Source organism: Malikia granosa, assembly GCF_002980595.1.
Taxonomy (GTDB): domain Bacteria; phylum Pseudomonadota; class Gammaproteobacteria; order Burkholderiales; family Burkholderiaceae_C; genus Malikia; species Malikia granosa.
Genome location: NZ_PVLQ01000073.1, coordinates 1 through 13610 on the forward strand (window position 1 = coordinate 1; position 13610 = coordinate 13610).

Sequence of the window (13610 nt, forward strand, 5' to 3'; positions counted from 1 at the left end):
CGGCCAGCGCGATCGAATGACGCCCCGCGCGGAAGGACCCATGAACAAAGACATCATTCTGCAGACCCGGGGCCTGACCAAGGAGTTCCTGGGCTTCAAGGCGGTCTCAGACGTCAACCTCGAGGTCGAGCGCGGCAGCATCCATGCGCTGATCGGCCCCAACGGCGCCGGCAAGACCACGGTGTTCAACCTGCTGACCAAGGTGCACCAGGCCAGCAGCGGCCAGATCCATTTCAAGGGCGTCGACATCACGCGCGAGAGCCAGGTCCAGGTGGCGCGGCGCGGCATGATCCGCTCGTTCCAAATCTCGGCCACCTTTGCCCACCTGACGGCGCTCGAGAACGTGCGGGTAGGGCTGCAGCGCAAGCGCTCGGACTCGTTCAACTTCTGGTCCTCGCAGAAGCGGCTCGACGCGCTCAACGGGCGCGCGATGGAGCTGCTCGAGGCGGTGGACCTCGGCAGCTTCGCCGATACCGTGACGGTGGAGATGCCCTACGGCCGCAAGCGCGCGCTCGAGATCGCCACCACGCTGGCGCTCGACCCCGAACTGATGCTGCTCGACGAGCCGACCCAGGGCATGGGCCACGAGGATGTCGGCCGCGTGGTCGAGCTGATCCAGAAGATCTCGGCCAACCGGACCATCCTGATGGTGGAACACAACCTGTCGGTGGTCGAGACCCTGTGCGACCGCATCACCGTGCTGCAGCGCGGAGCCGTGCTGGCCGAGGGCGATTACGCCACGGTCTCGAAGGACCCGCGCGTGCTGGAAGCCTACGTAGGAGTCGACGCATGAGCAGCGCCTTCACCCCCAACAGCGAGATGCTGCGCGTGACCGGGCTGCATGCCTTCTATGGCGAGTCGCACATCCTTCACGGCATCGACCTGCATGTCAACCGCGGCGAGCTCGTCACCCTGCTCGGGCGCAACGGCTCGGGGCGCTCGACCACGCTCAAGGCCATGCTCGGCCTGGTCGGCCGGCGCAGCGGCTCGGTCATGTTCAACGGCACCGAGATCAACCAGATGGCGCCGCACCGGATCGCGCGCCTGGGGCTGGGCTACTGCCCGGAGGAGCGCGGCATCTTTGCCGGCCTCAGCACCGAGGAAAACCTGCTGCTGCCCCCCGTGGTGGCCAGCGGCGGCATGACGCTCGACGAGATCTACGAGCTGTTCCCCAACCTCAAGGAACGGCGCAACAGCCCGGGCACCAGGCTGTCGGGCGGCGAGCAGCAGATGCTGGCGATGGCGCGCATCCTGCGCACCGGCGCCAAGGTGCTGCTGCTCGACGAGATCACCGAGGGCCTGGCGCCGGTGATCGTCAAGAAGCTCGGCGAGGTGATCCGGCTGCTCAAGACGCGCGGCTACACCATCGTGCTGGTCGAGCAGAACTTCCGCTTTGCCGCGCCGCTGGCCGACCGGCATTACGTGCTCGAGCATGGCCATGTGGTGATGACCGTGCCCAAGGAGGAGCTCGCGGCGCGCACCGACGAACTCCATCAGATGCTGGGCGTCTGACGCCCGACCCATTCCCATAACGACCCGGAGACAAGCATGAAACTCAAACATATCGCCCAAGCCGCCGCCCTCTCGGCATTGATCGTCGGCACGGCACAGGCCCAGGTGTCCGACGGCGTGGTCAAGATCGGCGTGCTGACCGACCTGTCCGGCACCTATTCCGACCTGGCGGGCAAGGGCGCCGTGCTGGCGACCAAGATGGCGATCGACGACTTCGTCGCGGCCGAGAAGCCGGGCTTCAAGGTCGAGCTGGTCTCGGCCGACCACCAGAACAAGGGCGACATCGCGGCCAACAAGGCGCGCGAATGGTTCGAGAAGGACAAGGTCGACGCGGCCAGCGAGCTGGTGACGACCTCGGTCGCGCTGGCGGTGCAGAAGATCGCCAAGGACAAGAACAAGATCGTGCTGATGTCGGGCCCGGGCTCGACCGCGATCACCAACGAGAACTGCAACGATGTCTCGGTGCACTGGACCTACGACACCTACGCGCTGGCCAACGGCACCGCGAAGGCGGTGACCCAGGCCGGCGGCAAGAAATGGTTCTTCCTGACAGCGGACTACGCCTTCGGCCATGCGCTCGAGAAGGATGCCTCCGACGTGGTCAAGGCCAATGGCGGCGAGGTGGTGGGATCGGTGCGCCATCCCTTCCCGGGCAACGACTTCTCGTCCTACCTGCTCAAGGCCCAGTCCTCGGGCGCCCAGGTGATCGGCCTGGCCAACGCCGGCGGCGACACCGTCAACGCGATCAAGCAGGCGGCCGAGTTCGGCATCACGCCCAAGCAGTCGCTCGCCGGCCTGCTGGTCTTCATCACCGACGTGCATTCGCTGGGCCTGAAGAACACCCAGAACATGTACCTGACCGAAGGCTTCTACTGGGATCTCAACAACGAGACCCGCGCCTGGTCCAAGCGCTTCTTCGACCTGCACAAGCGCATGCCGACCATGGTGCAGGCGGGCCAGTACTCCTCGACCATGCATTACCTGAAGGCGGTCAAGGCCATCAACAGCGACGACACCGCCAAGGTGATGGCGCAGATGAAGAAGACGCCGGTCAACGACTTCTTCGCCAAGAACGGCAAGATCCGCGATGACGGCCGCATGGTGCACGACATGTACCTGCTGCAGGTCAAGAAGCCGTCCGAGTCGAAGACGCCTTGGGATTACTACCATGTCAAGGCGACCATTCCGGCGGCCGAGGCCTTCCAGCCGCTGTCGGCCTCGCGCTGCGCGCTGATCAAGAAATAAGGCCTGTGCCCGACCCGCGCCGGGTCCGCTCGACCCGGCGCTCCTGCCCCACCCGCTTCAAGGTCACAAGCCATGGAAATCTTCGGCATCCCGTCGCAGGCCTTTTTCGGCCAACTGCTGCTGGGCCTGATCAACGGCTCCTTCTATGCCGTGCTGAGCCTGGGACTGGCCATCATCTTCGGCCTGCTCAACATCATCAACTTCGCCCATGGCGCCCAGTACATGCTCGGTGCCTTCGGCGCCTGGCTCGGACTGAACTACCTGGGCATCAACTACTGGCTGGCGCTGATCCTGTCGCCGCTGCTGGTCGGCGCGCTGGCGGTGGTGATCGAGCGCACCATGCTCAAGCATCTCTACAAGCTCGACCACCTGTACGGCCTGCTGCTGACCTTCGGCCTGGCGCTGATGGCCGAGGGCCTGTTCAAGAACTTCTTCGGTGTCTCGGGCGAGTCCTACGAGGCGCCGGAACTGCTGCAGGGCGGCGTGCACCTGGGCTTCATGTACCTGCCGATCTACCGCGGCTGGGTGGTGGTCGCGGCTCTCGCGGTCTGCCTGGCAGCCTGGTATGTGATCGAGCGCACCAGCCTGGGCGCCACCCTGCGCGCCGCGACCCAGCGTCCCGACCTGGTGCAGGCGCTCGGCATCAACGTGCCGGTGCTGGTGACCGCGACCTATGCCACCGGCGCCGCGCTGGCCGCCTTTGCCGGCGTGCTGGCCGCGCCGATCATGCAGGTCAATCCGGTCATGGGCTCGAACCTGATCATCGTGGTCTTCGCCGTCGTGGTGATCGGCGGCATGGGGTCCATCCTGGGCTCGATCGTGACCGGCCTGGGCCTGGGCGTGATCGAGGGCCTGACCAAGGTGTTCTACCCGGAAGCCTCGGCGGTGGTGATCTTCCTGATCATGGTGCTGGTGCTGCTGGTCAAACCCGCCGGCTTGTTCGGCAAGCAGGCCTGAGGAATCCCGATGACAACCCGTAACAACTCCTACTCCAGCAGCCAGACCGCGCTGCTGTTCGGCGGCCTGATCCTGGTCGGCGTGATCGCGCCCTTCCTGGTCTATCCGACCCTGCTGATGAAGCTGCTGTGCTTCGCACTGTTCGCCTGTGCCTTCAACCTGATGCTGGGCTTTTCCGGCCTGCTGTCCTTCGGCCATGCGGCCTTCTTCGGTGGCTCGGCCTACATCACCGGCTACCTGTGCCGCGACCTCGGAAGCTCGCCCGAGATCGGCCTGCTGGCCGGCACGCTGTTCGGCGGCCTGCTCGGCGCCGTGTTCGGCCTGGTCGCGATCCGCCGCGCCGGCATCTACTTCGCGATGATCACGCTGGGCCTGGCCCAGATCGTGTACTTCCTGGCGCTGCAGATGGGCTTCACGGGCGGCGAGGACGGCATGCAGGGCATCCCGCGCGGCCAGCTGTTCGGCCTGGTCGACCTGTCCGACAACCTCGCGATGTACTACTTCGTGCTGGCGGTGTTCCTGCTCGGCTTTGCGCTGGTGCACCGCACCATCCACTCGCCGTTCGGCCAGATCCTGAAGGCGATCCGCGACAACGAGGCGCGCGCGACCTCGCTCGGCTACGACGTGGCACGCTTCAAGCTGATCGCCTTCGTGCTGTCGGCCGCGCTGACCGGCCTGGCCGGCTCGACCAAGTCGCTGGTGTTCCAGCTGGCCTCGCTTGGCGACGTGCACTGGCATACCTCGGGCCAGGTGGTGCTGATGACGCTGCTCGGCGGGCTCGGCACCCTGCTCGGTCCGGTGGTCGGCGCCATCACCATCATCGGTCTCGAGAACCAGCTGGCCGACAAGGTCGGCTCCTGGGTCACGGTCATCATGGGCGCCATGTTCGTGGTCTGCGTGCTCGCGTTTCGCCGCGGCATCGTCGGCGAGATCAAGGCGCTGCTGCAGGGCAAGGGCCGCTGAGTCCACAGGCCCCACAGCGGAAAAAGCCGCACCCGTTTCCGGGTGCGGCTTTTTCTTGGCCGGGGTGCGCCGGCCGGAGCGAAGGGTTCAGGGCTTGGCGACTTCGGGCAGCAGGCAGGCCTCGACCACCTGCAGGTCGTTGTCGCGCGCGAAGCCCAGCACGAAGTTCCAGGCCATCAGGTCGAAGTCGCGCAGGTCGGTATGCACGACCACGCACTTGACGCCGTTGATGACCTTCGGGATGCACCAGGGCGAGTAGCTCAGGTGGGCACCCGGCAGATTGCCGCCCGGCCTGAACTGGCTCATCACGCCCGCCAGCCGCTCCGCCCAGTCGCTGGGCCGGAAGGTCCGGCCGCTATGGGTGATACCCTGGATGAAGACTTCTTTGGCGGAGGGGGAAAGCATCGGGATGAGTCCTCGGGTAGGAACGAAAGCTGCGCATCCGGGATCTTCCGGCACCTGCGCTTGCTGACGGCAAAATTCTATCTTATATAAGACTTGCGGTAGCTGATATCACCTATGCCGTCATGATATGAGCATGCGGCCATTCCTGCGTCAAAAGAGCGTCCAGGACTGGACCTAAAATGCCAATAGACGCGATCCGGTCACGGCCCGGGTCCGGCCCACCACCGACTTACCGTTTTTTCACGTTTTTTGGAAAGCTCGCCATGTCCAACGCTGCTCCGGTCGAACCGCATGTCATGAACACCTACGGCCGCCTGCCGATCGCGCTGTCGCACGGCCGCGGCTGCCGGGTCTGGGATGTCAACGGCAAGGAATACCTGGATGCGTTGGGCGGCATCGCGGTCAACACCCTGGGCCACGCCCACCCCAAGCTCGTTCCCGCGCTGCAGGAGCAGATCGGCCAGCTGATCCACACCAGCAACTACTACTACACGCCCAATGCCGAGAAGCTGGCCGCCCTGCTGTGCGAGCGCTCGGGGCTGGACAAGGTGTTCTTCTGCTCCAGCGGCCTGGAGGCCAACGAGGCTGCGCTGAAGCTGGCGCGCAAGTTCGGCCATGACAAGGGCATCGACAAGCCCGAGATCGTGGTCTACGAGAAGGCCTTCCACGGCCGCTCGATCGCCACGCTGAGCGCCACCGGCAACCCCAAGGTGCAGGCCGGCTTCGGCCCGCTGGTCGAGGGCTTCATCCGCGTGCCGCTCAACGATGTCGCGGCCATCCGGCAAGCGACCGCCGGCAACCCGAACGTGGTGGCAGTGTTCTTCGAGGCGATCCAGGGCGAAGGCGGGGTCAATCCGGTCGATGCCGACTACATGCGCGAGGTGCGCGCGCTGTGCGACGCCAACGACTGGCTGCTGATGATCGACGAGGTGCAGTGCGGCATGGGTCGCACCGGCAAGTGGTTCGCGCACCAGTGGGCCGGCATCCAGCCCGACGTGATGCCGCTGGCCAAGGGCCTGGGCTCGGGCGTGCCGATCGGCGCGGTCGTCGCCGGCCCCAAGGCCGCCAGCATCTTCCAGCCCGGCAACCACGGCACCACCTTCGGCGGCAACCCGCTGGCGGTGCGCGCCGGCGTCGAGACGATCCGCATCATGGAGGAAGAAGGCCTGCTCGAGAACGCGGCCCAGGTCGGCCAGCATCTGCAGACCGCCCTGCTGACCCAGCTGATGGGCGTGGCCGGCGTCAAGCAGGTGCGCGGCAAGGGCCTGATGATCGGCATCGAGCTCGATCGTCCCTGTGGCGTGCTGGTGAACCGCTGCGCCGAGGCCGGCCTGCTGCTGAGCGTGACCGCCGACAGCGTGGTGCGCATGGTGCCGCCGCTGATCCTGTCCGTCGCCGAGGCCGACGAGATCGTCGCCAAGCTGGTCCCGCTGATCAAGGCCTTCCTGGCCGAACAAGCCTGAATCCCGACCCATGAACGCGTCCATCACTCCCCCGGTGCCGGTCCGGCATTACCTGCAGTTCAAGGACTTCAGCGCCGATGAATACGCCTACCTGCTCGAGCGCATCTGGCTGATCAAGCGCAAGTTCAAGACCTACCAGAAGCACCACACGCTGACCGACCGCACGCTGGCCATGATCTTCGAGAAGGCCAGCACCCGCACCCGCGTGAGCTTCGAGGCCGGCATGTACCAGCTCGGCGGCAGCGTGGTGCACCTGACCACCGGCGACAGCCAGCTGGGCCGCTCGGAGCCGATCGAGGACAGCGCGCGCGTGATCAGCCGCATGACCGACATCGTGATGATCCGCACCTTCGGCCAGGAGAAGATCGAGCGCTTCGCGGCGCACTCGCGGGTGCCGGTGATCAACGGCCTGACCAACGAGTTCCACCCCTGCCAGATCCTGGCCGACCTGTTCACCTGGCTCGAATACCGGGGCCGGCGCGCCGACGGCAGCATCGATCCGCAAGCGCTGCGCGGCAAGACCGTGGCCTGGGTCGGCGACGGCAACAACATGGCCAACACCTGGCTGCAGGCGGCCGAGCTGCTGGGCTTCAAGGTCCATGTCAGCACGCCGAGCGGCTACGAGGTCGACCCGCAAGTCGCCGGTGTCGGCCAGGGCGAGTTCTGGCAGGTGTTCGACGACCCGATGGAAGCCTGCCGCGGCGCCGACCTGGTCACGACCGATGTCTGGACCAGCATGGGCTGGGAGGCCGAGAACGAGAAGCGCATGAAGGCCTTCGCGGCCTGGTGCGTGACGCCCGAGATGATGGCGATGGCCCAGCCCGACGCGCTGTTCATGCATTGCCTGCCGGCGCACCGCGGCGAGGAAGTCACGGCCGACGTGATCGACGGCCCGCAGAGCGTGGTCTGGGACGAGGCCGAGAACCGCATGCATGTGCAGAAGGCGCTGATGGAGTACCTGCTGCTGGGCCGTCTGGCCTGAGCGCGCAGCCGATGCAAGCCCTGCTCGACGCGATTGCGCGTGCCGAACGGCCGCTCGATGCCCAACGGATCTTCCACGGCCGCGGCGGCCTCCATCCGGGCTGCGAGCACCTGGCACTCGACGCCTATCCGCCGGCCTGGCTGCTGACCAGCTTCCAGCCGCTCGACGAGGCCGAGCTGGCCCGGGTCGGGCAGGCGCTGGCGGCGCGCTGGCAGCAGATCGCCCCGGACGAGCCGCTCAACTGGGTCTACCAGTGCCGCTTCGAGGGCAGGACCGAGACCCGGCTGATGGCCGGCAGCCTGCCCGAGCCGCATGTGGTGACCGAACAGGGCGCGCGCTACCTGGTCCATCTGCTCAGAGGCCAGAACCACGGGCTGTTCCTCGACATGGCCGAGGGCAGGGCCTGGGTGCGCGACTACGCGGCCCGCCAGCCGCGGTTGAAGATGCTCAACCTGTTCGCCTACAGCTGCGCCTTCTCGGTCGCGGCGCTGCAGGGCGGCGCGCGCCAGGTCGTCAACGTCGACATGAGCGCGGGCGCGATCGGCCTGGGCCAGCAGAACCATGCGCTCAACGGCCTGCAGGGCCAGGCCAGCTTCCTGGCGCACGACATCTTCAAGACCTGGGGCAAGATCACGCGCGGCGGCCCCTACGGCCTGGTGGTGGTCGACCCGCCGAGCTACCAGAAGGGCAGCTTCGTCGCGACCAAGGACTACCTCAAGTTGATGCGGCGCCTGCCCGACCTGCTGATTCCGGGCGGCCATGCGCTGCTCTGCCTCAACGCGCCCGAGCTCGGGCCCGAATTCCTGCAGCAGCAGATGGCCGAGGCCGCACCGGAGCTGGTGTTCGAGCAGCGGCTGCCGAACCCAGCGGCGTTTGCCGACATCGCGCCCGAGCGCGCGCTCAAGGTGCTGGTCTACCGCGCGCCTGAGCTGCCATCCCGCTGATCCCCCCGACCTTCGCCAGAACTTCCCCACCATGTCGCATTGCCAGAGCTGCGGCGCCTGCTGCGCCAACTTCCGCGTCGACTTCTCGATCTACGAACTCGACACCGAGGGCGGACCGGTGCCCGCCGGCCTGACGGTCGAGGTCAATGGCAACACCGCGCGCATGCGCGGCACCGACCATGTGCCGATCCGCTGCGCGGCGCTGACCGGCAAGCTCGGCGAGAAGGTCGGCTGCGGCATCTACGAGTGGCGGCCCTCGCCCTGCCGCGAGTTCGAGGAAGGCAGCGATGCCTGCAACCGCGCCCGCTCCCGGCACGGCCTGCCGGCGATCGAGGCCTGAGCCGGACCGGCGGCCATGGACGGCTTGATCGACATCTCGCCGCCCATCGGCCCGTCCAGTCCGGTCTATCCAGGCGACCAGCCCTGGCAGCGCGACTGGCAAAGCCGGATCGGCCCGGACTGCGCGGTCAACCTGAGCGCGATCAGGCTGTCGCCGCATGTCGGCGCCCATGCCGATGCGCCGCTGCATTACGACGCCGCAGGCCAGTCGGCTGGCGAAATGGAGCTGGCACCCTTCATCGGCCACTGCCGCGTGATCCATGCCATCGGCTGCGGCCCGCGCGTGCAATGGCAAGACATTGCGCCGGCGCTGCCCGCCGGCCAGGCGGTTCCGCCGCGCCTCCTGGTCCGCACCTACCGGCAGCAGCCCCGGCACTGGGACCCGGAGCTGGCCGGCATAGCCCCCGAAGCGATCGAGCGGCTGGCCGAGCTCGGGGTGCGGCTGATCGGCATCGACAGCGCCAGCGTGGACCCGGCCGACAGCGTGCTGCTGGAGAGCCACCAGGCGCTGCGCCGCCATGGCCTGCGCGTGCTGGAGAACCTCTGCCTCGAGGCGGTGGACGAAGGCGACTACGAGCTGATCGCGCTGCCGCTCAAGCTGATGGACTGCGAGGCCAGCCCGGTGCGCGCGGTGCTGCGGCCCTGGCCGGGCCAGCCGCAGTCCGGCTGAGCCACAGCGCCTTGCGGCGCGCCTGGCAGGATGCGGCTAGGCGCAAGGCCGCTGCGCTCCTATGATGGCGCTTACAGCTGGCAAAAGGAGAAATCGCATGAACATCATGTCCGCCCTGGCGCTGGGCCTGCTGGCGGCAGTCGCGGTCTACGCGGTCGTCGCCTACAACGGCCTGGTCGGGCTCAAGCACGGGGTGGCGCGCGCCTGGTCGAACATCGACGTGCTGCTGCGCCAGCGTCACGAGGAACTGCCCAAGCTGGTCGAGACCTGCCGCCAGTACCAGCAGTTCGAGGCGACCACACTGGCGCGGGTGACCGAAGCGCGCGCCAGCGTCGCGGCCGCGCGCGAACGGCAGGACCTGCCCGCGCTGGGCGCGGCCGAGGGCCTGCTGCGCAGCGGCCTGGGACAGATCTTCGCGGTGGCCGAGGCCTACCCCGAACTGCGCGCCAACGAACAGTTCATGCAGCTGCAGGCGCGCATCAGCACGCTCGAGAACGCGATTGCCGACCGGCGCGAGCTCTACAACGAGGCGGTCAACCTCAACAACACCCGCATCGAGCAGTTCCCCGAGCTGCTGCTGGCGCGCGGCTTCGGCTTCCAGGCCAGCCCGCTGCTGCAGTTCACGGCGGAGCAGACGGCCGATGTCGACCTCAAGGCCCTGTTCAAGGGCTGAACCGGCTTGCGCACGATGCCGCCACGCCTGCTGCGCGACCGCCTGGGACTGAGCCTGCCCGGTCTGCAGTTCGCGCTGCTGGCCTGGGTGCTGCACCCGGAACTGGGTCGGCCGACTTGGCCGCCCTTGACGCTGCTGCTGTGCAGCGGACTGTTCGGCTTCTGGCGCTCGCTGCGCCATGCCAGGCTGGTCGATGACACACCGACCGCGCGCATCGCTTCGGCCGCGCAGGGCTATGCCGAACTGCGCGGCCAGGGCCAGCCGCTGGCCGGACTGCCCCTGCTGTCGCCGCTGAACGGACTACCCGTGCTCTGGTGGCGCCTGCTGACCGAGAAGCGCAACGAGAAAGGCAAGTGGCAGCAGGAGAGCCTGGAGCAGAGCCAGGCCAGCTTCCTGCTCGACGATGGCAGCGGCAGCTGCCTGGTCGACCCGGAAGGCGCCGAGATGCTGGTGCAGCGGCGCGAGATCAGCGAGCGGGACGAGCGGCGCTACACGCTCTGGACGTTGCTGCCGCATGACCCGGTCTATGTGCTGGGCGACTTCCGCACCCTGGGACCGCTCGATGGCACGAAGGAAGATCCGATGGGCGAATCGCGGCGACTGGCCGAACGGCTGGAACAATGGAAGGCCGACCAGGCCGGATTGCTGGCACGCTTCGACCTCGACGGCAACCGCGAGATCGACCTGAAGGAATGGGAGCTGGCGCGCCAGCAGGCCAGGCAGGAGCTGCGCCAGCAGCAAGCCGACGAAGCCGCGACGGCCGCGGCAGCGGAACTGCAGCGCGTCGTGGCGCCCGGCGACGGCAGGCTGTTCCTGATCTCGGACCTGGAGCCGGCCGGGATCGCGCGCCGCTTCAAGCTCTGGGCCGGCTTTCACCTGCTGGTGCTGCTGGGCAGCGCGGCGGCGCTGGGCCGCCTGGTGCAACTGGGCCTGCTCTAGCCGGCCACTGCGCCTGGCCCGCCCGGCTCATGGACCGTCAAGGCGCGTAGCGCCTGCGCCAGCAGCGGCGCCATCGACACCACATTGCTGGCATGCGGGATGCAGTCGGTGCTCCAGACCGCGCCGACGCCGGCCTCGTGCAGCGTCTGCTCGGCGCCCGCGGCGAACAGCGCATGGGTGACCGCGACATCGACCGAGGCCGCGCCGGCCGCCAGCGCCAGCCGCGCCGCCTGCGCCACCGTGTGGCCGGTGCTGGCCATGTCGTCGAGGATCACGACCGCGCGACCACGCAGCTCGACTCCGGGCAGCTCGACCGCGACCGCGCGGTCGCCATGGCGCACCTTGCGGCAGACGGCACTGTCATGGCCGATGCGCGCGGCCGCCTGGCTGACCCATTGGCCGGCCTCCTCGTCGGGACCGAGCAGCAGCGCGCCCGGGCGCTCGCGGGCGATCCAGTCGGCCAGCGCCGGCGCACCGCTGATCCAGACCGGATCGGGGATCGGGATCGCCTCGCCCAGGGTCGCGATGCGGTGCAGGTGCGGATCGACCGTGATCACGGCATCGAACAGGTCGGCCAGGAAGGCGCCTACCACGCGCTGGCTGACCACCTCGCCGGGCGAGAACGCCATGTCCTGCCGCATATAGGCCAGGTAGGGCGTGACCAGGGTGAGGTGGCGCGCGCCGAGCTCGCGTGCGCTGCGCGCCACCAGCAGCAACTCGACCAGCTTCTCGTTGGGCTGCTGCAGGCCGCGCAGCAGCACGACGCGCTCGGGCAGCTGTGGCGGCAGCTTGAGCTTGAGCTCACCGTCCGGGAAGCGGTGCCGCACGATGGCGACCGGGGTCAGGCCGGATTCGGCGGCCAGGCGCGAGGCCATCAAGGCCTCGTCTTCGAAATGGAGGAGCATCAGAATTCCACGAAAACATGGGGCAGCTGGCCCGGCGTCCCGAGCTGGTAGCCGCTGGACTTGTCGCTGGCCTGGCGCGCGAAGTCGAGGTCGGACTGGAAGCCGGCGTGCACGCGATACAGCAGATCGCCCGCCGCCACCGCATCGCCGAGCTTGCGCGCCAGGTCGACCCCGGCGGTGCGCACCTTGGGCGCGCCCGCCAGCCGCGCGATGCGCGCGATCTGCAGATTGTCGATGCCGGTGACCACGCCGGCCTGCTCGGCCCGGACCTCGAAGCTCAGGGCACCCAGGCCAGGCCGCTCGTGCTCGAAGGGCTTGGCACCCTGGGCCTCGATCAGCGCGCGCATCTTCTCGAGCGCGCGGCCCGAATCGAGGATGTCGCGCGCGATCGCGAAGCCGTCGCCGCCGCGGATGTCGGGATCGCACTCGAGCAGCCGGCCGGCCAGGCGCAGCGCCTTCTGGCGCAGGTCCTGCGGCGCGAGCGGATGGTTCTCGAGCACGCGCATGACGTCGCGCGCCTCCAGCACCGGTCCGATGCCGTTGCCGATCGGCTGGCGGCCGTCGGTGATCACGACATCGAGCGAGAGGTCGAGCCGGCGCGCGACATATTCGAACAGCCGGCGCAGCTTCTGCGCCTCGGGCATCGAGCGCACCTTGGCGGTCGGCCCGATCGGGATGTCGAGCACCAGGTGGTTCGAGCCGGCGGCGATCTTCTTCGACAGGATGGAAGCCACCATCTGGCCCGGCGAGTCGAGCGAGAGCGGGCGCTCGACCGAGATCAGCACGTCGTCGGCCGGCGACAGGTCGGCGGTTCCGCCCCAGGCCAGGCAGGCATGGTGCTCGCGCACGATTTCCTGCAGGCGCGCCAGCGGCAGCTCGACATCGGCCAGCACCTCCATGGTGTCGGCGGTGCCGGCCGGCGAGGTGATGGCGCGCGAACTGGTCTTGGGACAGACCAGGCCATGCGCGGCGACGATGGGCACGACCAGCATCGAGGTCCGGTTGCCCGGGATGCCGCCGATGCAATGCTTGTCGACCACCAGGCGCTCGTGCCAGTCGATGCGGCGGCCGGAGGCGATCATGGCCTCGGTCAGGAAATAGACCTCCTCGCGGTCGAGCTCGCCGCGGTTGGTCGCGACCACGAAGGCCGACAGCTCGATCTTGGAATAGCGGTGCTCGGCGATGTCGCGCACGATGGACTCGAAGTCGGCGCGCCCGAGCCGCTCGCCATCGATCTTGCGGTGCAGCGCCGCGATCGAGGCCGGCGGCTCGGCCTGCGAGATCGTCACCGGATGGCCCTTGGGCACCCCGAGCTGGTCGAAGGCATCCTCGGACAGGCCGACCTCGTGGCATTGCACGATGCGCGGGTCGCTCGTGACATTGAGCGTGGCCAGGATGCGGCGGCCATTGGCCCTGACCTCGACCTTGGACAGGGCCTGGAAACCCTCGGCGCGGTAAACCGCGCAGTCGCGGTTCAGGTAGGCGACGTTCTCGCGGTAGGTGTCGATCGCGACGCGGCGCAGCCTGAGCGGCGACACGGCAGCCAGGACATCAGCAGGGACGGCCTGGTCGGCTGGCGGTGCTGGCGAGGTGGCGGGAGTCTGGCTCATGTC

At 68.1% G+C, this 13610-nt stretch carries 15 protein-coding genes; 12 read left to right on the top strand and 3 right to left on the bottom strand.

Translation table 11 applies throughout. The features are described from left to right. Window positions 1–40 precede the first annotated feature (40 nt). From C6P64_RS14860 to C6P64_RS14880, 5 genes are all read left to right on the top strand, one after another. A complete protein-coding gene (locus C6P64_RS14860) occupies window positions 41–793 on the top strand; it encodes an ABC transporter ATP-binding protein (RefSeq protein WP_105749339.1) in 753 nt (250 codons plus the stop codon). After that, window positions 790–1512 (top strand): ABC transporter ATP-binding protein, encoded by a 723-nt coding sequence (locus C6P64_RS14865; protein ID WP_105749340.1) that lies wholly within the window; start codon window positions 790–792, stop codon window positions 1510–1512. Before C6P64_RS14860 ends, C6P64_RS14865 begins: the two co-directional genes overlap by 4 nt. Before the next feature lie 36 nt (window positions 1513–1548). Then, window positions 1549–2757 carry an ABC transporter substrate-binding protein gene (locus C6P64_RS14870; protein WP_105749341.1) on the top strand — a complete coding sequence of 403 codons (1209 nt, stop codon included), beginning with the start codon at window positions 1549–1551 and terminating at the stop codon, window positions 2755–2757. Between the two features lie 72 nt (window positions 2758–2829). Then, entirely contained in the window at window positions 2830–3714 is an 885-nt protein-coding gene (locus C6P64_RS14875; RefSeq protein WP_105749342.1) for a branched-chain amino acid ABC transporter permease, read from the top strand. A 9-nt stretch (window positions 3715–3723) separates the two neighbouring features. After that, window positions 3724–4677 carry a branched-chain amino acid ABC transporter permease gene (locus C6P64_RS14880; RefSeq protein WP_105749343.1) on the top strand — a complete coding sequence of 318 codons (954 nt, stop codon included), beginning with the start codon at window positions 3724–3726 and terminating at the stop codon, window positions 4675–4677. Window positions 4678–4764: 87 nt separating this feature from the next. Here C6P64_RS14880 and C6P64_RS14885 read toward each other — a convergent pair whose 3' ends face one another. Next, the gene (locus C6P64_RS14885) at window positions 4765–5082 is read right to left on the bottom strand and encodes a DUF3579 domain-containing protein (RefSeq protein ID WP_105749344.1); all 318 of its coding nucleotides are present in this window, start codon (window positions 5080–5082) and stop codon (window positions 4765–4767) included. A gap of 263 nt (window positions 5083–5345) precedes the next feature. On the opposite strand from C6P64_RS14885, the gene C6P64_RS14890 reads away from it, so the two are divergent. The 7 genes from C6P64_RS14890 (at window position 5346) to C6P64_RS14920 (ending at window position 11092) form a co-directional block, all read left to right on the top strand. Beyond that, window positions 5346–6545, top strand: a complete 1200-nt coding sequence (locus C6P64_RS14890; RefSeq protein ID WP_105749345.1) for an aspartate aminotransferase family protein — start codon at window positions 5346–5348, stop codon at window positions 6543–6545. 10 nt (window positions 6546–6555) lie between these two features. Then, window positions 6556–7527 carry an ornithine carbamoyltransferase gene (argF, locus tag C6P64_RS14895; protein ID WP_105749346.1) on the top strand — a complete coding sequence of 324 codons (972 nt, stop codon included), beginning with the start codon at window positions 6556–6558 and terminating at the stop codon, window positions 7525–7527. Between the two features lie 11 nt (window positions 7528–7538). Beyond that, a complete protein-coding gene (locus C6P64_RS14900; protein ID WP_105749347.1) occupies window positions 7539–8471 on the top strand; it encodes a class I SAM-dependent methyltransferase in 933 nt (310 codons plus the stop codon). A 31-nt stretch (window positions 8472–8502) separates the two neighbouring features. Next, window positions 8503–8811, top strand: a complete 309-nt coding sequence (locus tag C6P64_RS14905; RefSeq protein ID WP_105749348.1) for a YkgJ family cysteine cluster protein — start codon at window positions 8503–8505, stop codon at window positions 8809–8811. 15 nt (window positions 8812–8826) lie between these two features. Continuing rightward, window positions 8827–9480: an arylformamidase gene (gene kynB / locus C6P64_RS14910; RefSeq protein ID WP_105749349.1), complete on the top strand. Its 654-nt coding sequence runs from the start codon at window positions 8827–8829 to the stop codon at window positions 9478–9480. Between the two features lie 97 nt (window positions 9481–9577). Beyond that, entirely contained in the window at window positions 9578–10153 is a 576-nt protein-coding gene (locus C6P64_RS14915; protein WP_105749350.1) for a LemA family protein, read from the top strand. A 15-nt stretch (window positions 10154–10168) separates the two neighbouring features. After that, window positions 10169–11092 (top strand): hypothetical protein, encoded by a 924-nt coding sequence (locus tag C6P64_RS14920; protein ID WP_105749351.1) that lies wholly within the window; start codon window positions 10169–10171, stop codon window positions 11090–11092. Here the strand turns inward: C6P64_RS14920 and C6P64_RS14925 are convergent. Together C6P64_RS14925 and C6P64_RS14930 are read right to left on the bottom strand one after the other, a co-directional pair. After that, window positions 11089–11997: a ribose-phosphate diphosphokinase gene (locus C6P64_RS14925; RefSeq protein WP_105749352.1), complete on the bottom strand. Its 909-nt coding sequence runs from the start codon at window positions 11995–11997 to the stop codon at window positions 11089–11091. The two genes, C6P64_RS14920 and C6P64_RS14925, sit on opposite strands and share 4 nt — an antisense overlap. Next, window positions 11997–13607, bottom strand: coding sequence for a thymidine phosphorylase family protein (locus C6P64_RS14930; protein WP_105749353.1), 1611 nt, complete (start codon window positions 13605–13607; stop codon window positions 11997–11999). Before C6P64_RS14930 ends, C6P64_RS14925 begins: the two co-directional genes overlap by 1 nt. Between the last annotated feature and the right edge of the window lie 3 nt (window positions 13608–13610).